This window comes from Achromobacter sp. 2789STDY5608621 (assembly GCF_001299375.1).
GTDB classification, from domain to species: domain Bacteria; phylum Pseudomonadota; class Gammaproteobacteria; order Burkholderiales; family Burkholderiaceae_B; genus Achromobacter; species Achromobacter insuavis.
Genome location: NZ_CYTU01000006.1, coordinates 61964 through 84789, shown reverse-complemented (window position 1 = coordinate 84789; position 22826 = coordinate 61964). Strand labels below are relative to the sequence as shown.

Below are 22826 nucleotides of genomic sequence, written 5' to 3'. Positions count from 1 at the left end.
TCTGCCGCCCGGTAGCCGGAGAAATCCGCCTACCGGGCGAACTCATTCTGTAGCACTGAAAAGAAGGCTCTCCCCCGAGCCCACCGATCATGGCAAAACGCGACTATTACGAAGTCCTGGGCGTGGCGAAAAACGCCTCGGACGACGAACTCAAGAAGGCCTATCGAAAGCTGGCCATGAAGTACCATCCGGACCGCAATCCGGACAGCAAGGAAGCCGAAGAGAAGTTCAAGGAAGCCAAGGAAGCCTACGAGGTCCTGGGCGATGAACAGAAGCGCGCCGCGTACGACCGCTACGGCCATGCGGGCGTCGACCCCAACGCCGCCGGCATGGGCGGTGGCGGCATGGGCGGCGGGTTCGCCGATGCCTTTGGCGACATCTTCGGCGAGATCTTCGGCGGTGGCGGCGGTGGCCGCCGCGGCGGCGGTCCGCAGGTCTATCGCGGCGCCGACTTGAAGTACGCGCTGGAGATCACGCTGGAGCAGGCCGCGGCCGGCTTCGACACCGAGATCCGCGTGCCCAGCTGGGAAAACTGCGACACCTGCCACGGTTCCGGCGCCAAGCCCGGCACCTCGCCCAAGACCTGCCGCACCTGCGGCGGCTCCGGCGCGGTGCGCATGCAGCAGGGTTTCTTCAGCGTGCAGCAGACCTGCCCGACCTGCCATGGCAACGGCAAGGAGATCACCGATCCGTGCACGGCCTGCGATGGCGTCGGCCGCATCCGCCGCAACAAGACCCTGCAGGTCAAGATTCCGGCCGGCATCGACGACGGCATGCGCATCCGCTCCAGCGGCAATGGCGAGCCCGGCATCAATGGCGGCCCGCCGGGCGACCTGTATGTGGAAATCCACATCAAGCAGCACAAGATCTTCCAGCGCGACGGCGACGACCTGCACTGCGAACTGACCATCCCGTTCACCACGGCGGCGCTGGGCGGCGAACTGCAGGTGCCGACGCTGGGCGGCAAGGCCGAGATCTCGATTCCCGAAGGCACGCAGTCCGGCAAGACCTTCCGCCTGCGCGGCAAGGGTATCCGCGGCGTGCGCGGCAGCTATCCGGGCGACCTGTACTGCCACGTGGTGGTCGAGACGCCGGTGCGTCTGAGCGACGACCAGAAGAACATCCTGCGCCAGTTCGAGGCCTCGCTGAACGACGGGGGCGACCGCCACTCGCCGCAAAGCAAGTCCTGGACCGATCGCGTCAAGGAGTTCTTCAGCTGAATCGGCTGAGCTGAATCCCGCCGTACCGGCGGTTCTCGGCCCAGGCTCCGGAAGCGTCCGGAGCCTGGGCCGATTTCATTGGTCGGGCAATGGCCGAATAATGGTCAGGGCAAAAAAAACCGCGGCTTGCGCCGCGGTTTTACTGCAGGTACTGCAACTTCTTGCTTCAGACTTCGTACTGCTAACTACAGGTGCTGCATCTTCCAAAACAGACTTCTTACTGCAACTACAGGTACTGCTACTTCGCACTGCTACTGCTCCGCCGCTGTGGCCTGAAAAAACCGACCCCGAACCATGATGCCGCCCGGGGCCGGCCGGGCTACAGCAAGCAGCTCACCGGGTGATCGGCGGATATTCGAGTTCGCCGAACGTGTATTGGCCGCTGGCCTTGGCCTGGGCGAGTTCCTGCTGGACTTCGGCGCGCGTCTTGACGCTGGCAGCCGCCTTGACGGGCGGGTATTGCAGTTCACCGAAGGTGTACTCGCCGCTGGTCTTGGCTTGTTGCAGCTGGGCCTGCACTTCCTGCGCGCTCAGGCTGGCGGCCTGGGGCAGGGCGGGCGGGTAGTCCAGCTCGCCAAAGGTGTATTGGCCGCTGATCTTGGCTTGTTGCAGTTCGGTCGCCACCTGGGCGCTCGACTTGGCCTGCTCGACGCCGGCGGCCTGGGCGCCAGCGCCCACCAGGGCTAGGGAAATCAGCAGGGTAGTTGTCAGGGTTTTCATAATGACCTCCAATTCGTTTTAAACGGGGCCGAATCCGGCGGCCCTCCGTCGTGGTTCGTTGTTTGTTCCCGATGACTGAATTGTGCGCGGCATCCCACTTGGGATAAACCCTGATATCTTGAAAACATCTTTCCAAATAACCGTGTAATAAATGCCGTATAGGGATATCTCCCCGCGTATGGCATGGTCTTTCCTGTCCGACTGCGGAAGCGACCCGGGGGAGCGGAACGCACGGGCAAAAAAAAGCCCCTGCCGGGGCAGGGGCTGGGGACGCCGGGAGGGCGTGGCGCTCAGGGCGCCTTTTTCTTGAAGTCGCCGGCGACGGCGGTGCTGAAGCCATCCGGGCGCAGGTACTTGCGCAGCGCCGCGTTGACCACGTCGGGCGTGAGGGCGGTGATCTTCTTGTCCATCTCGGCCGACCATTCGAACGTGCGGCCACGCTGCAGGTAGTCGAGCCAGGTGCCGGCCAGCACGTCGTCCTGGGCGCGGGCCAGGTTGCGGTAGTTCAGCAGGGCGGTGATGCCGTCGGAGATCTCCTTGTCGCTGAATCCGTCCTTGAGCACGCGCGCCAGTTCCTCGCCGATGGCCTTTTCCAGGCGCTCGCGGTTCTGCGGCGCGTAGATGGCGTACATGGTCCAGCTGGCGCTGGGTTCGAACGACGAGACCGACAGCGAGCTGCGCACGTTGTAGGACAGGCCTTCGGTTTCGCGCACGCGGTTCCACAGGCGCGAGGTTTCCGAGGCGCCGAACAGGTAGTTGGCCAGGTACAGCGCGGCGTAGTCGGCATCGCTGTCCTGCAGCTTCAAGGGCATGCGCGAGATGTAGAACGCGTTGGCCTTGTCCGGGGTCTCGATGTCGAACTGCTTGGCGGGAATGTCGCGGTACGGATTGCCGACACGGGTGTAGGCGGGGGCGCGCTTCCAGCCGGCCAGGCCATCCTTGACGGCCTTTTCGACGGCCTCGGGCTCGAAATCGCCGACCGCCGAGTACTCGATCTTGCCGGCGCCGTAGAACTTGGCGTGGAACTTGACCAGCGCGTCGCGGTTCAGCGCGCGGATGCTGGCCAGCGATTCGTCGAACGTGGGCACGTAGCGCAGGTCGTCAGCGGGCCACGGATTGTCCTGGCGGGCCAGGGCGCGTCCGGCCAGGGCCTGCGGCTCGGTCATGGCGTTCTGGATCGAGGTCTCGAGCTGGCGCTGGTATTCCTCGAGCTGTTCCTTGGGGAAGTTGGCGTTGCGCACGATGTCCAGCGCCAGGCGGGTCAGCTCGGGCAGGTTTTCACGCTTGGTCGACATGGCGATCTTGAGCGTGGTGCCGCCGCCGCTGAAGCCGAGCTCGGCCTGCAGCTTGTCGAGGCGGTCCTGGATGTCCTGGCGCGACAGCTTGGCGGTGCCGCGCGTCAGCAGGTCGGCCACGGCGCTGGAATTCACGCGCTGGCCCAGCAGGTCTTTCTCGTTGCCGAACTGGATCAGCATCTGCGCCTGCACGCGGTTGCCGCGCGTGGCCTTGGGCAGCAACGCCAGCTGTACCGGGCCGTTGGGCAGGTCGAGCGTCTTGCGCTGGGTCAGGCGGTCGATGTTCTGCGGCGTGGGGTCGAAGGCGGACGCGGCCTTGAAGTCAGGATCGCCCTTGTAGTCCTTGAACACCGCGGTCAGGTCGACGCGTTGCATCTGCGGCGCGCGCACCGGCTTGTCGGTCGGGATGTAGCGGCCCTCGATGCGGTTGCTCTGCACCAGGTAGGTGGTGGCGGCCTGCTGCACTTCGGCCAGAGTGGCCTTGCGGGCGCGGTCGCGCTGCAGGAAGAACAGGCGCCAGTCGCCGGCGGCGATGGCTTCGGACAGCGCCACGCCGACCTGCTCGGGATCGCTGTAGGTCTGCTCCCATGAGGTCAGCCACTTGCTGCGCGCGCGGTCGAGTTCCTGCTGGGTGAAGGGCTTCTTGCCGAGCGTTTCCAGCGTGGCGGTCAACGCCTTCATGGCGGCGTCCTGGCTCTTGCCCGGGGTCAGCTGGGCGGCGAACATCGCCAGGCCCGGATCCAGGTTTTCCATGGTGAAGCCGAACACGCCCGAGGCCAGCTTGGTCGGCACCAGCGCGTGGTAGAGGCGGCCCGAGGGCGTGTCGGCCAGGATGGTGGTGGCCAGGTCGAACGGCACGAAGTCGGTGCTGCCGGCGGCCGGGATGTGGTACATCGCGGCGACCAGCGGGGTGCCGCCAGTGCGGCGCAGCGTGACCGTGCGCTCGCCGTCCTGGGCCGGTTCGACGGTGTATTCCGGCGGCAGCTTGCGGTCGGGCTTGGGCAGCTTGCCCAGCGTCGATTCGATGTCGGCCAGCGTGGCCTGCGGATCGAACTTGCCGGCCACGATCAGCACCGCGTTATCGGGCTGGTAGTACTCGTGATAGAAGGCGCGCAGCTGGCCGATGTCGACGTTCTCGACGTCGGAGCGGGCGCCGATGGTGTTCTTGCCGTAGCTGTGCCATTGGAACGCGGCCGCCTGCATCTTCTGCATGAGGATGCGGAAGGGGCTGTTCTCGCCGCTTTCCATCTCGTTGCGCACGACGGTCATTTCGGAGTCGAGGTCTTCCTTGGCGATCAGGGAATTGACCATGGCATCGGCCTGCCAGCCCAGATACCACTTGAGGGTGTCGGGGTTGGCGGCGAAGCTGGCGAAATAGTTGGTGCGGTCGCTGGAGGTCGAGCCGTTGGCCTGCAGGCCGCGGCGCGAGAACTCGCCCATGGCGTTGCGGGTGGTGGAGGTGCCCTTGAACAGCATGTGTTCGAGCAGGTGGGCCATGCCGGTCTGGCCGTAGTTCTCGTTGCGCGAGCCGACCAGGTAGGTCATGTTGACCGTGGTCGAGGGCTTGGATTCGTCGGGAACCAGCAGGACGCGCAGGCCGTTGCTGAGGCGGTATTCGGTGATGCCCTCAATCGAGGCGGCCTCCGTGACGCCGGCCGGCAGGCTGGCGGCTCCGGCCTGGAAGGCCAGGAAGGATGAGAACAGCAGCGCGCCCAGCGGACGCGGCAGCTTCGATATGGACAGGCGCATGGCGGACTATTCCTTTGGCATGGCAGAATCCGTTGGAGTGTATACGGTGTGAATGGTTCAGGGGCACGGCCCCTGGCGCGCCGGTCCGTCGTTCTGTCTGGAAAACCGCGCATGTCGCTATCCCTTGAAATCGAGACTCCCCGCCTGGTGCTGCGGCAGTGGCTGGCGGCCGACCGCAAGCCGTTCGCCGACATGAACACCGATGCGCGCGTGACCCGCTATCTGCTGCCGATGACCGCCCAGGAAAGCGATGCGCTGGCCGATCGCCTGGCCGCGGGCATCGATGAATACGGGTGGGGTTTCTGGGCCGTGGAAGCGCCCGGCGTGGCGCCGTTCATCGGATTCGTCGGCATCAAGGCGCTGGCGCCGACGCTGCCCTTCGCGCCGGGCGTGGAAATCGGCTGGCGCCTGGCGGCGCCCTATTGGGGCAGGGGCTATGCCAGCGAGGCGGCGCAGGCCGCGCTGCGGGTGGGGTTCGAACAGGTCGGCGCGCCCGAGATCGTGGCGTTCACGGTGCCGGAAAACGCGCCGTCGCGCGCGGTGATGCGGCGCCTGGGCATGCGTGAGGATACGCAGCGCTTCGAGCATCCGGCGGTGCCGGACGGCCATCCCTTGAAGACGCACGTGCTGTACCGGCTGGCGCGCGAGGCCTGGCATGCGCAGAAAAATGGTGACGCAGGCGCAGGCATGGGGCCGTTCGCGGCGGCATAAGCGTCGGCAGGCCGCGCCATGCCGGAATGTTGCGTTGCAACACCCTGGCGTGGCGCGGCCGATTTGAGATCGGGGCGGGCGCGGGTGTAAGCTTTGCGGAACGTAGTTGCTGTTGTCGACGGGATGCGCGACAGCCGTCTACAGGTTTCCCGTCCAACGCCAGCCGCCGCCCCGCCGGGTCGCAGACCGGCCGCATGCCGGATTGCGCCTCGCGCCCCACGGGCGACGACGGTGCTTGTTGTTCGCGCCTTCGCCGCCGGCATCCTGCCGGCGCATCTTTCGGAGGAACGACCCATGCTGACCGAGATCGTCACGCGTGCCTTGTCCCAATTGACCGGCAGCCCCATGAGCGGCGACCGCATCAAAGGGCAGTTTCAGTACGCTTATGCCAGTGATGACGGCCAATTCGTGGCCATACTGACCCATGACATGACCACCTATGTGGTGGACCTGCGCGCCCAGCGCTATTTCGCCGAGTGCGGAGGATCGCCGCGAGGCTTTGCCGGGCATGTGCTCGAGATGGAGGGCGCCGAGGCGCGCCAGCATCCGTGGCCCGCGGCCAATGACCTGTTCGACCTGGACATGGATGCGGACGAACTGTCCTGGCGCCAGTGCCCGGGGATGCGCAGCATGGCCGGCAGCGCCAACCGATCTGTGGAGAGCCGCGCCGCCTGAGAGTGGCCAGAAGCGGCAGTCCCCTCACTGAACCGGCGACATCGCCGGTTTTTTTTATCTGGCGGTCAGGGCGGCTCGCTACAATCCGCGCCATGACTACGCACGCTGACAACGGCGCCCCGCGCGGCGCCATCCTGGTCGATTGCACGCATGAACGCCATGCGGACCAGATCCTGGCCATCTTCAACGAGGCCATCGTCACCTCGACCGCGCTGTACGACTACAAGCCGCGCCCGCGCGAGGCGATGCTGGGCTGGTTCCAGGCCAAGGCGGGCGGCGGTTTCCCGGTGGTGGGGTTCGAGAACGCGGCGGGCGAGCTGATGGCGTTCGCCAGCTACGGCACGTTCCGCGCCTGGCCGGCCTACAAGTATTCGGTCGAGCATTCCGTGTATGTCGACGGCCGTTTCCGCGGGCAGGGGCTGGGCGAGGCGCTGATGCGCGTGCTGATCGAGCGCGCCCGCGCCAACCAGGTGCACGTGATGATCGGCGGCATCGACGCGGCCAACCAGGGCAGCATCAAGCTGCATGAGAAGCTGGGATTCGCGCACGCCGGCACCATCCGCGAGGCTGGCTTCAAGTTCGGCCGCTGGCTCGACCTGGCGTTCTACCAGCTGACGCTGGACACGCCGGCGCGGCCGGTCGATGGCTGACGCGCGTCGCCGCAACGGCGCCGCGGCGCGCGGCTGGCGCCTTACTTCGACAGCACCCGCATCGCCTGTTCCAGCCCCGCGACCGTCACGGGGTACATGCGGTCCTGCATGATGTCGCGCATCAGCGCGATCGACTGGCGGTACTGCCATGACGCGGTGGGCTCGGGATTGAGCCACACCGACTTGGGCCAGGCGTCCAGCAGCCGGCGCATCCACTGCGCGCCGGGTTCCTTGTTGTAGTGCTCGACCGAGCCGCCCGGCTGCAGGATCTCGTAGGGACTCATGGTGGCGTCGCCGACGATGATCAGGCGCCAGTCGGGGTTGTACTTGCGCAGCACGTCCCAGGTGTCGAAGCGTTCGTTCTGGCGCCGACGGTTGCTCTGCCACAGGCTCTCGTAGGGGCAGTTGTGGAAGTAGTAGACCTCGAGATTGCGGAACTCGCTGCGGGCCGCGGAGAACAGTTCCTCGACGCGGCCGATGTGGTCGTCCATGCTGCCGCCGACGTCCAGCAGCATCAGCACCTTGACCGTGTTGTGGCGTTCCGGGACCATGCGCAGGTCCAGGTGGCCGGCGTTGCGCGCGGTGCTGGCGATGGTGTCGTCCAGGTCCAGTTCGAGTTCGGCGCCTTCGCGCGCGAAACGCCGCAGGCGGCGCAGCGCGACCTTGAAATTGCGCGTGCCCAGCTCGACCTGGTCGTCGTAGTCCTTGAACTGGCGCATGTCCCAGACCTTGACCGCGCTGCGGTTGCCGGCCGACTGGCCGCCGACGCGGATGCCCTCGGGATGGTAGCCGCCGTTGCCGAAGGGCGAGGTGCCGCCGGTGCCGATCCACTTGCTGCCGCCGGCGTGGCGTTCCTTCTGCTCTTCCATGCGCTCCTTGAAGAGCTCCATCAGCTTGTCCCAGCCGTGCTTCTCGATGGCGGCCTTTTCCTCCGGCGACAGGCTTTTCTCGAACTGCTTGATGAGCCAGTCCAGCGGGATGTCCTTGCCGGCCGGCAGCGCGGCCTCGATGCCCTTGTAGTAGGCGCCGAAGGCCTTGTCGTAGCGGTCGTAGAGCGATTCGTCCTTGACCAGCGCGGTGCGCGCCAGGAAGTAGAAGTCGTCCAGCGTGGGCGTCATGACGTCCTGGCGCAGCGCGTCCACCAGCGTCAGGTATTCCTGCACCGAGACCGGCAGCTTGTGCGCCCGCAGGTGGTAGAAGAAGTCGATCAGCATGGCAGGCGCCGTGAAGGATGCGTCAGCGGCGCGGCGCGCCGCGGGTCATGGCGGCGAGCCGCTCCAGCAGATGCACGTCCTGTTCGTTCTTGAGCAGCGCGCCGGCCATCAGCGGCACCGCGGTCGCGGTGTGCGCGTCGATCTGCGCCGCGCTGACGTCCTCGGCCAGCAGCAGGCGCAGCCAGTCCAGCAGTTCGGACGTCGACGGTTTTTTCTTCAGGCCGGGCGCGTCGCGCAGGCTGAAGAAGGTGTCGAGCGCGGCGCGCAGCACGTCCTGCTTGAGTTCGGGGAAGTGCACCGCGACGATGTCGCGCATGGTGTCGCGGTCGGGGAAGCGGATGTAGTGGAAGAAGCAGCGGCGCAGGAAGGCGTCGGGCAGGTCCTTCTCGTTGTTGGAGGTGATGATGACCAGCGGCCGATGGCGCGCGGCGATGGTCTGGCGCGTTTCGTACACATGGAATTCCATGCGGTCGAGTTCGCGCAGCAGGTCGTTGGGGAATTCGATGTCGGCCTTGTCGATCTCGTCGATCAGCACCACCACCGGCTGCTCGGCGTCGAAGGCCTGCCACAGCGTGCCCTGCACGATGTAGTTGCGGATGTCGCGGACTTTCTCGTCGCCGAGCTGCGAGTCGCGCAGGCGCGACACCGCGTCGTATTCGTAAAGACCCTGATGCGCCTTGGTGGTGGACTTGATGTGCCACTGCAGCAAAGGGCGGCCCAGCGCGCGCGCCACTTCCTCGGCCAGCATGGTCTTGCCGGTGCCGGGTTCGCCCTTGATCAGCAGCGGGCGCTGCAGCGTCAGCGCGGCGTTGACGGCGAGCTTGAGGTCATCGGTGGCGACGTATCGGTCGGTGCCATCGAAGCGTGCGTGCGGTGCGGAAGGAGCGGTCTGGGCAGCGGACATGGATCAGCGGACTTCTCAGGGTTGATGGGGATCAAGGCCATTTTCGGGTATTAATCCTAGACAATTATCGTACAATCAGGCGGTTTTGCAGTTGGGTTCGACCCGCAACGTGTTTGCCGGGGGCCTTTCCGTGTGAGCAGGCCCTAGTCCTCAAGCCATACCAAGAAGAGCCATCCCAATGAAGTTGCGATTCTCTCTGAAGTACTCGGTTTCCCTGCTGGCCGCATTGGCATCCTGTGCGATCGCCGGCCAGGCAGTAGCTGCGGATGCAGCGCCGGTCGGTAATGTCCAGAATGCCCGTGACAAGGTTTCCATGTGCATCGGTTGCCATGGCATCGAAGGCTACAAGGCGACCTTCCCCGAGCTTTATCACGTACCGATGATTGCTGGCCAGAACGCCAAGTACATCGAGACCGCCCTCAACGAGTACAAAAAAGGCGCGCGCAGCCATCCCACGATGGATGCCATTGCCGGCAGCCTGTCCGACCAGGACATCGCCGACCTGGCCGCTTACTACTCGAACCTGAAATAACCGGGGGCAATCACATGAACCGCATCATGCTTGCCCTCGCGGGCGCGACGCTGGCCATTTCGGGCGCGACTGCCCAGGCCCAGGATCTGGCGGCCGGCAAGGCCGTCTTCGACAAATTCAATTGCGCCTCATGCCACGGCGCCGACGCCAAGACGGCGGTGGACCCGGCCTATCCGACGCTGGCCGGCCAGCACGCCGACTACCTGGTGCATGCGCTCAAGGCCTATCGCCGCGGCGCCTCGGGCAGCGCGGCCACGGCCAACGTGCGCAAGAACCCCATCATGGGCGCCTTCGCCACCCAGCTGTCCGACCAGGACATCAGCAACGTGGCGGCGTGGCTGTCGGCCCAGCCCAGCGACCTGGGCGTGCGCAAATAGCGCGACGGTCCGGCCGCATGCAAAAAACCCTCGGGAGACCGAGGGTTTTTTCTTGGGCGCTCGTGTCGCGCCAGGGGCTAGCGCTCGGCGCGCTGGCGGATCAGGTCGATGTAGGTATCGCTGTCCAGCGGGGTGCCCAGGCGCTGCGCTTCCCAGACGACCCGGCCCAGGCACTCCATGATCTCGTGCGCGGCCTGGTGCGCGTCGCTGCGCGCCACCAGGCGCTGGTAGGCGCTGCGGATGCCGGGCGGATGGTCGATCGACAGCTGCTCGGCGATGGCCAGGTGCATCGACAGGTGCAGGAACGGGTTGGTGCGGCCCTTTTCCACCGCGTATTCGGCGGTCATGGCCTCGGGGCTTTCGAGATCGGCGTGGTATTCCGGATGCTCGATGATCCAGTCCAGGGCCATGGCCTCCAGCGGGGTCAGGACCTCGTTGGCGCGGTGCTTGCGCCAGGTTTCGATGAAGAATTCGCGGACTTGGTCGCGGGAAGGGTTGAACATTGTCAGACGGATGCCATGCTGGCCAGAGAGGGCTTTATTTTACCGCCCGCCGGGGCGCCGCCCGCCCGCGGGCCGCAATGCGATATAGAATTGGTTGCTATCCGCTATCCAGTGTGCGTTTCGCCAGGGCCGCGCGGCCCGCGGACCACACGCCAGCCGATGCGGCGCGCGTGCAGAAAAACCACTCGGAGCAAATGGAGCATTCATGTCCTATCAACATATCAAGGTGCCCGCTGGGGGCCAGAAGATCACGGTCAACGCTGATTTCTCGCTGAATGTGCCGGATCAGCCCATCGTGCCCTACATCGAGGGTGACGGCACCGGCGCCGACATCACGCCCGTCATGATCAAGGTGGTGGACGCCGCCGTGCAGAAGGCCTATGGCGGCAAGCGCAAGATCCACTGGATGGAGGTCTACGCCGGCGAGAAGGCCACCAAGGTCTACGGCCCGGACGTCTGGCTGCCCGACGAGACCCTGGACGTGGTCAAGGACTACGTGGTCTCGATCAAGGGCCCCCTGACCACGCCGGTGGGCGGCGGCATCCGTTCGCTCAACGTGGCCTTGCGCCAGCAGCTGGACCTGTACGTCTGCCTGCGCCCGGTGGCGTATTTCAAGGGCGTGCCCTCGCCGGTGCGCGAACCCGAAAAGACCAACATGGTGATCTTCCGCGAGAACTCGGAAGACATCTACGCCGGCATCGAATACATGGCCGACAGCGAGCAGGCCAAGGAGCTGATCCAGTTCCTGCAGACCAAGCTCGGCGTCAAGAAGATCCGTTTCCCGAACACCTCGTCGATCGGCATCAAGCCGGTGTCGCGGGAGGGCACCGAGCGCCTGGTGCGCAAGGCGGCGCAGTACGTCATCGACAATGACCGCACGTCGCTGACCCTGGTGCACAAGGGCAACATCATGAAGTTCACGGAAGGCGGCTTCCGTGACTGGGGCTATGCGTTGCTGCAGAAGGAATTCGGCGCGCAGCTGATCGACGGCGGCCCGTGGTGCAAGTTCAAGAACCCCAAGACCGGCCGCGAGATCATCGTCAAGGACGTCATCGCCGACGCGTTCCTGCAGCAGATCCTGCTGCGCCCGGCCGAATACGACGTCATCGCCACCCTGAACCTGAACGGCGACTACATCTCCGACGCGCTGGCCGCGCAGGTGGGCGGCATCGGCATCGCCCCGGGCGCCAACCTGTCCGATTCGGTCGCGATGTTCGAGGCCACCCACGGCACGGCGCCGAAGTACGCGGGCAAGGACTACGTCAACCCGGGCTCGGAAATCCTGTCGGCGGAAATGATGCTGCGCCACATGGGCTGGACCGAGGCGGCCGACCTGATCATCTCCAGCATGGAGAAGTCGATCCTGTCGAAGAAGGTCACGTATGACTTCGCCCGGCTGCTGGAGGGCGCGACGCAGGTGTCGTGCTCCGGTTTCGGGCAGGTGATGATCGAGAATATGTGACCGGGCCTTATCGGTGAGTCTTTGAAAAGCCCGTAAGCCGCAAGGCTCGCGGGCTTTTTTACGGCGGTCCATGTGAAGATCTATATCGGAAATAAGGGAATTCCTTAGCGCCTCGTATACCAACACAAGACAAAACGAATCAAATTGTTATTGTTACGGCGGTATAATTTATATGTTCAGCAATGCTGCATTTTTCCCTCCACCGCTGATACTCTTGGCTCAGTTTTGCTGACCCGGTTCCGCTGATATTTCCTAGACATGGCCCAACCCGCTCCCAATATGCCGCCCTATGATGCTTCGGCGTGCGTCCGCAGCCTGCGCGATGCCGGGCGGGTAGCGCTATTGATGGCCCCGAGGCTGGGCGACACGCTGTTGATGATGACCATGGCGTTCAACCTGGTCGCGCACGGGCGCCAGGTCACGGTCTTTGGCGATTTCGCCTACGGCCTGCGCAGCTGGTTTCCCGGCATGGATATCCGGCCGTCACTGCCGCAGGAGCAGGCGTCGGCGGTGCTGGCCGACTACGATTGCGCGGCGCAGATGCACGTCGGCTGGCCATACGCCCTGCATGATTGTGCCGCGTCCTATTTCTATTACGACGCCCACGTGGTGATCACCGGCAAGGGGTTCATCAAGCTCAACCAGATCCGGGACTATTGCCGCGATGCGCTGGGGTTGTCGCTGGCGGGCACCGATATCGGCCTGCGTCCACCGATGGCGGGGCGGCATCGCGCGTTCGACAAAAGGGTTGCGGTGCATCCGTCGTCCACCGGGGCGCAGCGTTGCTGGGCGCCGCGGCATTTCGTCGAACTGGGGTTGCGCCTGCAGCGCCAGGGCTATGAGCCTGTCTTCATCCTGGCGCCTCATGAGCGCGCCGGATGGACCTGCCTGACCGAGGCCGGCCTGGCGATCCAGCAGTCCCCCTCCCTGGCCGACGTGGCCGCATTCATCCACGAATGTGGCTGGTTCATCGGTAACGAGTCCGGCATTGGCCATCTGGCCTCCAGCGTCGGCGTGCCAACCTTGACGTTGACCGGCCGGCCCACCCGGACCAAGGCCTGGCGTCCGGGCTGGTCGATGTCGCGCATCGCGTATCCCGTCTATATTCCCGGAGGCCGCTGGCGTGACCGCCTGTGGCGCGAGTGGCTGCGGCCGGGCAGCGTCATGTCGGCGTTTGAAAGCCTGACGCGGGACTACAAAAAATCCATGGCGGCTGCAAAGGTCGTCCGTTCTTGACTCCGACCCTGCGCGACGGTTTCGCGGGATGGCCTGCCGGATCCGCATAACGTGTCATAGCCTGCCGCGTCCGCCAATTCTCTCCCCTAAAGTATCACTGGTCCTGCCAAAGGCCGAACTGAATCCCATGATGTCCATTCCATGCCTGCGCGGTGTCGCGTTCCTGACACTGCTGATCCCCGCCTTGGCACTGACCAGTGCCGTGGGGGGGCCCGCCATCCTCTACCTGACTGCATTGATCGCGCTGGTGGCAATGGCGGCCAATCTTGTCCAGCACCGGGAACCTTTCGCGCTGAAGGAGATGTCGGCGATGGCCGTGGCGCTGATGGCGCCGCTCGTCGCGATGCTGATCAGCAGCAGCTACCTGGGCGTCTGGAGCTCTTCCGAAATTGAAAAGCTGCTGCGTTTCGCCCTCGCGGTGCCCGTCTGTTGGATGCTGTTGCGCGTGCCCCGCAACTGGTTGCAGCAAGTGCAGTGGAGCCTGTTGTTCGGCGCTTTTGCCGGGTCGCTCATGCTGGTGTACATCATCTACGAACCCAGCCTGGGCCGTGGCGCGGTGTCCGAGTATGGCGGCCGCTACAACGCGGTGGCATTCGCCGACTTGACGATCTTGTTTGGCTTCGCCTCCTTGCTGACGCTGCCCTGGCGCTTGTCGCCCTGGCCCAGGCTGGAAGCCGCCCTCAAGATCGCCGCGGTGCCGGTCAGCCTGTATGGCGTCTGGGTTTCACAGACGCGCAGCAGCTGGGCGCTTCTGCTGGTGTTCGGCCTGGTCTACCTGTTGACCAAACGGCAGTGGCAACGCCGTACCAAGCTCATCTTCGTGGCGGCCTTGGTCGTGGTGATGGCGGTGGGGGCAGTGCTGTCCTGGAACAGCAAGGAAAGCCGCTGGAAGAACATGGTGTCGGACGTGAGCCGCTATGAGCAGCATGACCGTGACACCTCGGTGGGTATTCGCATCCAGCTCTGGAAGGCCTCCTGGCTGATGTTCCGGGAAAGCCCGCTGGTGGGGGTGGGCGTGCCCAACTTCCGGCCGGAACTGGTCAAGCTGCAGAAGCAGGGCATCGTGACCGAGCTGGTCTCGACCGATTACGGCGAACCCCACAATGACATGCTCGGGGCGCTGGCGGGTTATGGCCTGCTGGGGCTGCTCAGCATCCTGGCGCTGTACCTGATCCCCGCCGCGGTCTTCTGGCGCCGTTCCGCCAGCGACGACCCCGTGGTGCACGTGGGCTCGCAGATCGGCATGCTGTTCTGCCTGGGCTACTTCGTCTTCAGCCTGTCGGAAATGATGTTCCGCAACATGCGCAGCGTGCCGATCTATGCGTTGACGGTGGTGGTGCTGTATGCCTTGACCTCGGCCCGCACCGGGCTGGCGCAGCAGCGCCTCGCGGCGAAACGATAGCGGATCCGGACGGCCCGTCGCGGCCGCGCCGTCATCCTGAAAAGCAAGGCCCCGGCGGCCTTGCTTTTTTTTCGCGCGCGCGTGGCGCATCCAAATGCCCGCCGGGCTTGACGTAGATCAAGCCAGCCCCCTCTCGTCGGTGAAAACCCTGTCGCTCCCCCTTATTCTGATCAGACGCAATAGATAAATCGTCACATTTCGCCGTCTTTGGTTTCGGACGCGGGTGGGCATGGAGAAAGAGGGTCTATGAAGAATTCAAGCTTGCGCAGGGAGCTGCTGTGGTTCGTGCTCGCGATCGGGGTCGCGGTGCTGGCCTTGGGGGGATGGGATGCCTGGGAACGGCGCGCCGAGATGCTGGCAGAGCGCAAGACGGAACTGCGCAATGTGCTGGACCTGGCCGCCGGCATCGTGCGCAATGGCAAGCAGCGCGCCCTCGACGAGCACCTGTCGCCCGAGCAGGCAAAGCGTAACGTGGCGCAGCGCCTGGCGCAGCTGCGCTATGGCGCGGACGGCTATGTCGGCGTGTTCGACGACAGCTATACGCTGCTGGTGCATCCCGACGCCAAGATGACCGGCACCAATGTGCGCGCGGTCACGGACAGTGACGGTCTGCCGATCTTCGAGAATCTCTACGCGCAGGGCAAGGCGGGCGGCGGCTTCGTCCAGTATCACTTTCCGCGGCCGGGGGCCGAAGAGGCGCTGCCCAAGGCCAGCTACGCCGTCTACGACCCGGAATGGGGGTGGCTGATGTTCACCGGCCTGTACGTGGACGACGTCGATGCGGCTTTTCGCGCGACGCTGTGGCGCCAGGGCGGCGTGACGCTGGCGCTGCTGGTGGCGCTGCTGGCGGCGGCGCTGCGGTTCTTCCGTTCCCACATCATCCGTCCGCTGGACGAGGCGGTGGCGGTCTGTGAGCGGGTGGCGCAAGGCGATCTGTCCAGCATCATCTCGCGCCACCATCGCGGCGAGATCGGCCGGCTGTTCGACGCCATGGCCTTGATGCAGGAACGGCTGGACGTGGCGGTGCGCACCATCGTGCACTCCACCGGTTCGATCGCGGCGGCTTCGCGCCAGATCGCCGCGGGCAGCATGGACCTGCACGACCGCACCGAGAAACAGGCGGCCGCGCTGGAGCAGACCGCGGCCAGCGTCGAGCAGATCACGGCCACCGCCAAGCAGAGCGCCGACCACGTGCGCGAGGTCAGTTCGCTGGCCGGCCAGTCGGCGCAACTGGCGCGGCAGGGCAGCGAAGAAACCCAGCACGCGATCGACGCGATGCGCGAGATCTCGCAGAGCTCGCAGCGGATCGACGAGATCATCCGACTGATCGACGAAATCGCGTTCCAGACCAACATCCTGGCGCTCAATGCCGCGGTGGAGGCCGCGCGCGCCGGCGAGCAGGGGCGCGGGTTCGCGGTGGTGGCGGGCGAGGTGCGGGCGCTGGCGCAGCGCTCGGCCACCGCCGCCAAGGAAATCAAGACGCTGATCGAGGCGTCGTCGGATTCGGTCGAACGCGGCAGCCAGCGGGTCGAGCAGGCCAGCGCCACCATGAGCAGCGTGCTGCAGTCGGCGGCGAGTAGCGCGCCGCTGATGGGCGAGATCGCCACCGCCTCGTCCGAGCAGAGCGTCGGCATCGAACAGATCAACCAGGCGGTGACGCACCTGGACAGCGTGACGCAGCAGAATGCGGCGCTGGTCGAGGAGTTCGCGGCGTCGGCCGCCACCTTGCACGATCAGGCCGACGACCTGGCGCGCGCGGTGGCGGTGTTCAAGCTGTCTGCAGCCTACTAGGCGAGCCCTGCACCACGCTCATGGCCCGCTGCAGGCGCGGGGTCAGCTCGCGGCTGGCGCTGGTCATGGGCAGGCGCAGTTCGTCGGCGATCAGGCCTTGCAGGGCCAGCGCGCGCTTGATCGGCGCCGGGTTGGGTTCGGCGAACAGCACGCGGATCAGGCCGCGCAGCGGCTCGAACAATTCGCGCGCCGCTTCGGCGTGGCCGTCGCGCGCCAGCTGCATCACTTCGACGAAGCGTTCGGGGAACAGGTGGGCGGCCGCCGGAATGGCGCCGCGCCCGCCCGCCAGGAAATGGTCGAGCAGCGCCATGTCCTCGCCGCAGAGGGCCGCCAGGTGTCCGCGCGCATTCAGCGCCATCAGCACCGGTGGATTGCATTCCTTGACGGCGCGGAAATTGGGCAGCAGCGCCAGCGATTCCATGGTTTCGACCGTCATGGTGACGCCGGCCCGCTTGGGAATGTTGTAGAGAATGATGGGACGCTCGGTGGCCCAGGCGATCTGCCGGTAATGCCACAGGATGCCCTGCTGCGACGGGCCCAGGTAGTAGGGCGGGGGCACCAGGTAGCCGGCGGGCGCGTACTTGTCCAGGCGGCGGATGGCGGCGGCCACGCCGCGCGTGTCGACGCCGCCCGCGCCGAACACCAGCGGCAGGGCGTGCAGATCGCGGCGGATGGCCTCGATCATCTCGATCTTCTCGGGAATGGAGAGCAGGTTGCCTTCGCCGGTGGAGCCGAACAGCACCAGGCCGGCCACGCCGGCGTTGCGGTAGTAGCGCGCCAGCGCCTGGGCGGCCTCGCAATCGACATAGCCGCCGCGCATCGGCGTGACCATCGGCAGCCAGAGACCGTCGAAAGCGGGGGGGAGTGGGGTATCCATGGTCACTGCACCGTGATGGCGGCGGCGGGGCGCAGCGGGCCGAACTCGGCCTGGGGCAGTCCGCACATCACCGCGTGCATCAGGGCGTCGACCTGGCCGCGGTCGCAATGCAGCTGCAGGATGCTCTGGCCATGCGCGTGATCCACCGACAGCACGTAGACGCCGATGCGTTCGCCCAGCTCGCGGTGCAGGGCCAACCGCACCTTCAGGGCGTCCAGCGTGTCGATCCTGACGGTCAGGGAAACCATTTCCGCGGGCTGCGGCGCGGGGGCCGGCGCGGAGCGGTCAAACGAGGCGTACGTGCTGCGTTCTTGGCGGGGAATCATGGCGGTCGGGGGGGCGCAGCCGGGGGGTGGGCTTGCGCGTATCCGGTTGGTTGATGACGATTCCACTATAGAAAGCGGGCCGTAAAACCTGCCGATAAATGCGGGCGCGGCGCGTAAAAAGCGCGTCAACGCCCGGACGCGCTCAGAACGTCTTGGTCAGCGACAGCAGGCCGGTGGCGCGGCCCATGTAGCGGCCGCGGCTGTTGGTGTAGACGGCGCGGTCGGCGTTGGTGTCGATATAGGCGATCGAGACCGCCAGGCCCTGGCCGAAGTCCTTGGTCAGGCCCAGTTTCCAGTCGGTGTAGGCGCCGTCGGTGACGTTGCGGACCGTCTGGCGGCCGACGTGGGCGTTGACCGTCAGGCCCCAGAACCCAGTGTCGAAGTTGCCGCTCAGATCGAAATACTGGCTGTACTTGCTGTCGGCGAAGCCGAACAGGTTGGTCATGGCGATCGAGTACTTGAACAGCACCGGGCCGTAGCCCAGGCCGGCATACAGCTCGGTGGTGTCGGGGCTGGTGTAGCCCGACGGGTAGTCGCCGGGATAGTAGTACTGCAGCACACCCAGGTCGAACGGCACGTTCGGCGCCAGGTTGCCCTTGTAGCCGCCGTAGAAGTCCATCTCCACCGGCGCCGAGACCTTGCTGTTGCCGTCGTTGAGCCAGCTGATGCTGGAGTTCCAGTTGCCCAGGTACAGGCCGCTGGCGTGCGTGAAATCGAAGCCGCCCTGGATCGCGGGCTGGTTGTTGGTCTGCATCAGGCCGCGGTAGCGGTACTGGCTGGCCAGCGTGACGTTGGCGGTCAGCGAGTACTCGGGAGCCGGCTCACCGGCGGCGGGCGCATCGGCGGCGTGCACGGGGGTGGCAAGGGCGAACAGCGCGAGCGCGGCCAGGGTGTTGCGGGACATGGAATTCTCCTGTGTTGGACGGGATCGCCACAATAGGAGAAGCGGCATAAACGGCGAGACAAGACTCGCGCGGCCCGCGTAAAAGGCGCATCAATGGCGCGGCATGCCGCGCCTGCCTTCAGCCCGCGAAGCGGTAGCCCACGCCGATCTCGGTCAGCAGGTAGACCGGTTGCGCCGGATCGGCCTCGAGCTTCTGCCGCAGGTGGCCCATGTAGATGCGCAGGTAGTGGTTGCTTTCCACGTGCGACGGGCCCCAGACCTCGCGCAGCAGTTCGCGGTGGGTCATGACCTTGCCGCGATGGGCCAGCAGCGCGGCCAGCAGGCGGTATTCCATGGCGGTCAGGTGCACGTGCTGGCCGCCACGTTCGACCACGCGCTTGGCGAAGTCCACGCGCACGTCGCCGAAGCTGATCTCGGCGGCGCTGCCGGCGCCGCCGCGGGCATGGCGCCGCAGCAGCACGCGCAGCCGCGCCAGCAGTTCGCTGACGCCGAACGGCTTGGTCAGGTAGTCGTCGGCGCCGGCGTCCAGCGCCGCCACCTTGTCGGCCTCGGCCGTGCGCGCCGACAGCACCAGCACCGGCACTTCGGTCCAGCCGCGCAGTTCGCGGATCAGGGTCATGCCGTCCTCGTCTGGCAGGCCCAGGTCCAGCACCACGGCGTCGGGCTGACGGGTGCCGGCCTCGATCAGGCCGCGCTTGACGGTGTCGGCTTCGAACACGGCGCAGCCTTCGCTCTCCAGGGCCTGGCGCACGAAGCGGCGGATATTGGCGTCGTCCTCGATGATGAGGACGGTGGGCTGAAAGTCGAACATGCGATGGACTCAGGCGATTTCGGGGTGGATCGGGGGCGGCGTACCCAGGGGCAGCGTGAAGACGAATTGCGCGCCGCTGGGCTGGCCCGGCGCCTGCTCGACCCAGATGCGGCCGTGGTGCGCGCTGACGATGGCCTCGCACACGGCCAGGCCGAGGCCGACGCCGGGGGTGGCGGATTCGCGTTCGCCGCGGGTGAATTTCTCGAAGATGCGGCGCTCGGCGCCGGGCGCGACGCCGGGGCCGTTGTCGCACACCGCGACGCGCAGCTCGCCGTCCTGCGCCGCGGCATGCAGGCGGATGACGCTGCCGGCCGGGGTGTACTTGGCGGCATTTTCCAGCAGGTTGCACAGCACCCGCTCGATCAGCACGCCATCGCATTCGACCAGCGGCAGCCCGGACAGGCTGTCGACCGCGACCTGGTGCGCCGCCAGCGGTTCGCGCATGGCGGCCAGCGAGGCGCCGACCAGTTCCTCGATCGACTGCCACTCCAGCCGCAGCGGCGTGTCGCGGCTCTGCAGCCGCGCCATGTCGAGCAGGTTGGCGACCAGCGCGTGCATGCGCTGCGCCTGGTCGCGCATGGCGCGGATGGTGTCCTGGATGTCGGCCGGCAGCGCGTCCTGGCGCCGCATCAGCGTGTCGGTCATGCCGACCAGGCTGGTGAGCGGCGTGCGCAGGTCGTGCGAGACCGCGGCCAGCAGCGAGTTGCGCAGCTTTTCGGATTCCATGCTGACCAGCGCCTGCTGCGCCACTTCGACGTAATGCAGGCGCTCCAGGGCGATGGCGATGAGCGTGGCGTAGGCCTCGATCTGGCGGCGCGAGTCGGGTTGCGAGAACAGGCTGCGGCGCGGCGCCGCCAGCGCCAGCACGCCGCGGGTGCGCATCGGCGCCTTCAGCGGCAGGTACAGCAGGTCGCTGTTGGACAGCGTGGCGGTGCCGGCGCCGGCCGGCTGGCCGTGGTCGTAGACCCATTGGGCCAGCGCCGACTCCAGCGGCGGCATGTCGTCGGCGGCGGGCGAGGCCAGCTTGAGGCGGTCGTCCAGGCCGAGGATGTAGAGCGCGCAGCGCGAGCCGAAGGTGGCGTGCACGAAGGCGCCGGCGGACGCGACGATCTGCTCGGGCAGGAGCGCCGACGACAGCTCGCGCGCGAATTCATACAGGCTGCGCGCATCGGCCTCGCGCTTGACCGAGGCCTGGGCCTGCAGCCGCAGGCCGGCGGTGAGCTGGCCGATCAGCAGGCCCACGGCCAGCAGCACGCCGAAGGTCAGCAGGTACTGCACGTCCGACACGGCGAACGAGGCCAGCGGCTGCACGAAGAAAAAATCGAACAGCCCTACGCTGACGATCGAGGCCAGGGCGGCCGGGCCGCGGCCATGGCGCAGCGCCACCGCCACCACCGCCAGCAGGAACAGCATGACGATGTTGGTCTGGTGCAGCGCCGGGAACGCCAGCGCCGACAGCGCGGTGGCCAGCGCGCAATAGCACAGCGCCCAGGCGTAGCCGCCCAGCGCCAGCGGGCTGCGCTCGTCGCCGTTCAGGCGGCCGCGGCGGCCCAGCGTGAGCGGATCGCGGCCCGGCACGCTGGCGGCGGGCAGCGGCGGCGCGCCCAGGCGGATGATGTCGATTTCGGGGCAGCCGGCGGCCAGCATGTCGGCGAAGCTGTGGCGGCGCCACAGCCAGCCGGGGCTGATGGCCGCGGTCAGCAGCGCCGACAGCGACAGGCGCAGGCGTTGCAGGCCGCTGGCGCGGGTGCGGCCGACGATGGCCTTGGTGATGTTGTGGCGGCGCACGTAGCGCACCACCGCGTCGACCATGTCGCCGCCGGCCAGGGTCTCGCAGCGCGCGCCGAGCGAGTCGGCCAGCGCCAGGCTGCGCTGCAGCCGTTCCTGTTCGGCCTGCGGCGGCGGGGCGGCGCGCGGCACGTCGATGGTGACCACGTGCAGGTCGCATTCCAGCTGCTGGCTGAGGCGGTGGGCGCTGCGGATGACGTATTCGGCATCGGCGTCCGGGCCGATGCAGGCCACCACCGCTTCGCGCGTGCGCCAGACCGGCTCGATGGCGCGGTCGCGGCGATAGGCCTGGACGTCGTCGTCGACGTGGTCGGCGGTGCGGCGTAGCGCCAGTTCGCGCAGCGCGATCAGGTTGCCCTTGCGGAAGAAGTTGCGGGTGGCGTGGCGCGCCTGCTCGGGCAGGTAGACCTTGCCCTCGCGCAGGCGGCGCAGCAGTTCGTCGGCCGACAGGTCCACCAGGATGACTTCGTCGGCCGCGTCGAAGACCTCGTCGGGCACGGTTTCCCAGACCCGCACGCCGGTGATGCTGCCGACGGCCTCGTTGAGGCTGTCCAGGTGCTGCACGTTGAGCGTGGTCCAGACGTCGATGCCGGCCGCCAGCAGTTCCTGGATGTCCTGCCAGCGCTTGGCGTGGCGCGAGCCGGGCGCGTTGGAATGCGCCAGTTCGTCGACCAGCACCAGGTCGGGGTGGGCGGCCAGCGCGCCGTCCAGGTCGAATTCCTTGAGCGCGTGGCCGCGGTAGGCGACGTCCTTGAGCGGCAGGACCGCCAGGCCTTCGAGCAGGGCGGCGGTCTCGCGCCGGCCGTGCGTTTCTACGATGCCGGCCAGCACGCGGGCGCCTTGCGCGGCGTGGGCGCGGGCGGCCACCAGCATGGCGTAGGTCTTGCCGACGCCGGCGGACGAGCCGAAGTAGACCCGCAACTTGCCGCGCACCGCCTGGCGCGCGGCATCGTCGAGGTCTTTCAAGAGCGCGTCCGGATCGGGACGCTCGTCAGCATTGTCAGCCATGAACGCGCAAGTGAAGTGGGGGAACGGCTGGCAATACTATACGCCGGCGTGTCATTTCAGCGGCGCCAGCTGGTCCAGCGCCAGATTGAGCTTGAGCACGTTGACGACCGGGTCGCCCAGCACGCCCAGCCAGGGCTTGGAGGTGTTGGCTTCGATCAGGGCGTCGACCTTGTCGCGCGGCAGATGGCGGGCGCGGGCCACGCGCGCGGCCTGATAGGCCGCGGCGGCGGGGCTGATGTGCGGATCCAGGCCGCTGCCCGAGGCGGTGACCAGGTCCACCGGCACCGGCGTGGGATTGTCCGGATCGGCGGCCTTGAGGGCGGCGATGCGCGCCTGCACGGCCTCGGCCAGCGCCGGGTTGCGCGGCCCGAGGTTGGAGCCGCCGGAGTTGGCGCCGTTGTACGGCATCGGCGAGGTGGCCGACGGCCGGCCCCAGAAGTACTGCGGGGCGCTGAACGACTGGCCGATCCATTCCGAGCCGACCACCTTGTCGCCCTGGCGGATCAGCGAACCCGACGCTTCGTGCGGGAACACGGCGGCGGCGATGCCGGTGGTCAGGAAGGGGTAGGCCAGGCCGGTCACCAGCGACAGGGCGGCGAACACGACCAGCGCGGGGCGCAGGATGCCGCCTTGGCGCGGCAGGGGAAGAGCTTGTTTCATGATGAGTTCCT

The 22826-nt window shown here is 66.7% G+C and carries 21 protein-coding genes; 10 read left to right on the top strand and 11 right to left on the bottom strand.

The features are described from left to right. Positions 1-89 precede the first annotated feature (89 nt). Positions 90-1220 (top strand): molecular chaperone DnaJ, encoded by a 1131-nt coding sequence (gene dnaJ / locus AOZ53_RS08930; protein ID WP_054432976.1) that lies wholly within the window; start codon positions 90-92, stop codon positions 1218-1220. Positions 1221-1553: 333 nt separating this feature from the next. On the opposite strand, the gene AOZ53_RS08925 is transcribed toward dnaJ, so the two are convergent. Together AOZ53_RS08925 and AOZ53_RS08920 are read right to left on the bottom strand one after the other, a co-directional pair. Next, complete coding sequence (locus tag AOZ53_RS08925) at positions 1554-1940, bottom strand: DUF4148 domain-containing protein (protein WP_054432978.1); 387 nt, start codon at positions 1938-1940, stop codon at positions 1554-1556. Between the two features lie 290 nt (positions 1941-2230). Then, complete coding sequence (locus AOZ53_RS08920; protein WP_054432981.1) at positions 2231-4984, bottom strand: M16 family metallopeptidase; 2754 nt, start codon at positions 4982-4984, stop codon at positions 2231-2233. A 111-nt stretch (positions 4985-5095) separates the two neighbouring features. Between AOZ53_RS08920 and AOZ53_RS08915 the strand changes: the two genes are divergently transcribed. The 3 genes from AOZ53_RS08915 to AOZ53_RS08905 all read left to right on the top strand — a co-directional run bounded on the left by AOZ53_RS08915 (position 5096) and on the right by AOZ53_RS08905 (position 7020). Next, positions 5096-5695 (top strand): GNAT family N-acetyltransferase, encoded by a 600-nt coding sequence (locus AOZ53_RS08915; protein ID WP_054432982.1) that lies wholly within the window; start codon positions 5096-5098, stop codon positions 5693-5695. Positions 5696-5989: 294 nt separating this feature from the next. Further along, positions 5990-6370, top strand: a complete 381-nt coding sequence (locus AOZ53_RS08910; protein ID WP_006393225.1) for a hypothetical protein — start codon at positions 5990-5992, stop codon at positions 6368-6370. Positions 6371-6462: 92 nt separating this feature from the next. Further along, complete coding sequence (locus tag AOZ53_RS08905) at positions 6463-7020, top strand: GNAT family N-acetyltransferase (RefSeq protein WP_054432984.1); 558 nt, start codon at positions 6463-6465, stop codon at positions 7018-7020. Between the two features lie 41 nt (positions 7021-7061). Here AOZ53_RS08905 and AOZ53_RS08900 read toward each other — a convergent pair whose 3' ends face one another. Then, entirely contained in the window at positions 7062-8234 is a 1173-nt protein-coding gene (locus AOZ53_RS08900) for a vWA domain-containing protein (protein ID WP_054477953.1), read from the bottom strand. A 22-nt stretch (positions 8235-8256) separates the two neighbouring features. Next, positions 8257-9138 carry an AAA family ATPase gene (locus AOZ53_RS08895; RefSeq protein ID WP_054432989.1) on the bottom strand — a complete coding sequence of 294 codons (882 nt, stop codon included), beginning with the start codon at positions 9136-9138 and terminating at the stop codon, positions 8257-8259. A gap of 178 nt (positions 9139-9316) precedes the next feature. Between AOZ53_RS08895 and AOZ53_RS08890 the strand changes: the two genes are divergently transcribed. Further along, positions 9317-9670 carry a c-type cytochrome gene (locus AOZ53_RS08890; RefSeq protein ID WP_035360031.1) on the top strand — a complete coding sequence of 118 codons (354 nt, stop codon included), beginning with the start codon at positions 9317-9319 and terminating at the stop codon, positions 9668-9670. A 14-nt stretch (positions 9671-9684) separates the two neighbouring features. Further along, a complete protein-coding gene (locus AOZ53_RS08885; RefSeq protein WP_006393230.1) occupies positions 9685-10047 on the top strand; it encodes a c-type cytochrome in 363 nt (120 codons plus the stop codon). A gap of 77 nt (positions 10048-10124) precedes the next feature. Here the strand turns inward: AOZ53_RS08885 and AOZ53_RS08880 are convergent, their stop codons facing one another. Next, positions 10125-10550: a DUF1841 family protein gene (locus AOZ53_RS08880; protein WP_054432991.1), complete on the bottom strand. Its 426-nt coding sequence runs from the start codon at positions 10548-10550 to the stop codon at positions 10125-10127. Between the two features lie 205 nt (positions 10551-10755). On the opposite strand from AOZ53_RS08880, the gene icd reads away from it, so the two are divergent. The 4 genes from icd (at position 10756) to AOZ53_RS08860 (ending at position 16441) form a co-directional block, all read left to right on the top strand. Beyond that, positions 10756-12012, top strand: coding sequence for an NADP-dependent isocitrate dehydrogenase (icd, locus tag AOZ53_RS08875; protein WP_006393232.1), 1257 nt, complete (start codon positions 10756-10758; stop codon positions 12010-12012). A 258-nt stretch (positions 12013-12270) separates the two neighbouring features. After that, positions 12271-13248 carry a glycosyltransferase family 9 protein gene (locus tag AOZ53_RS08870; RefSeq protein WP_054432993.1) on the top strand — a complete coding sequence of 326 codons (978 nt, stop codon included), beginning with the start codon at positions 12271-12273 and terminating at the stop codon, positions 13246-13248. A 130-nt stretch (positions 13249-13378) separates the two neighbouring features. Continuing rightward, entirely contained in the window at positions 13379-14650 is a 1272-nt protein-coding gene (locus tag AOZ53_RS08865) for an O-antigen ligase family protein (protein WP_054487647.1), read from the top strand. 246 nt (positions 14651-14896) lie between these two features. Then, positions 14897-16441 carry a methyl-accepting chemotaxis protein gene (locus tag AOZ53_RS08860; protein WP_054432995.1) on the top strand — a complete coding sequence of 515 codons (1545 nt, stop codon included), beginning with the start codon at positions 14897-14899 and terminating at the stop codon, positions 16439-16441. On the opposite strand, the gene dapA is transcribed toward AOZ53_RS08860, so the two are convergent. From dapA to kdpC, 6 genes are all read right to left on the bottom strand, one after another. Continuing rightward, positions 16419-17318 carry a 4-hydroxy-tetrahydrodipicolinate synthase gene (gene dapA / locus AOZ53_RS08855; RefSeq protein ID WP_054487619.1) on the bottom strand — a complete coding sequence of 300 codons (900 nt, stop codon included), beginning with the start codon at positions 17316-17318 and terminating at the stop codon, positions 16419-16421. The genes AOZ53_RS08860 and dapA overlap by 23 nt on opposite strands. A gap of 2 nt (positions 17319-17320) precedes the next feature. Continuing rightward, positions 17321-17566: a hypothetical protein gene (locus tag AOZ53_RS08850; protein ID WP_054433090.1), complete on the bottom strand. Its 246-nt coding sequence runs from the start codon at positions 17564-17566 to the stop codon at positions 17321-17323. Between the two features lie 220 nt (positions 17567-17786). Further along, a complete protein-coding gene (locus tag AOZ53_RS08845) occupies positions 17787-18548 on the bottom strand; it encodes a TorF family putative porin (protein ID WP_054433001.1) in 762 nt (253 codons plus the stop codon). Positions 18549-18666: 118 nt separating this feature from the next. After that, a complete protein-coding gene (gene kdpE, locus AOZ53_RS08840; RefSeq protein ID WP_054419958.1) occupies positions 18667-19359 on the bottom strand; it encodes a two-component system response regulator KdpE in 693 nt (230 codons plus the stop codon). Positions 19360-19368: 9 nt separating this feature from the next. Further along, the gene (locus tag AOZ53_RS08835) at positions 19369-22155 is read right to left on the bottom strand and encodes a sensor histidine kinase (protein WP_054487617.1); all 2787 of its coding nucleotides are present in this window, start codon (positions 22153-22155) and stop codon (positions 19369-19371) included. 51 nt (positions 22156-22206) lie between these two features. Continuing rightward, entirely contained in the window at positions 22207-22815 is a 609-nt protein-coding gene (gene kdpC, locus AOZ53_RS08830; protein ID WP_054477957.1) for a potassium-transporting ATPase subunit KdpC, read from the bottom strand. Positions 22816-22826 lie beyond the last annotated feature (11 nt).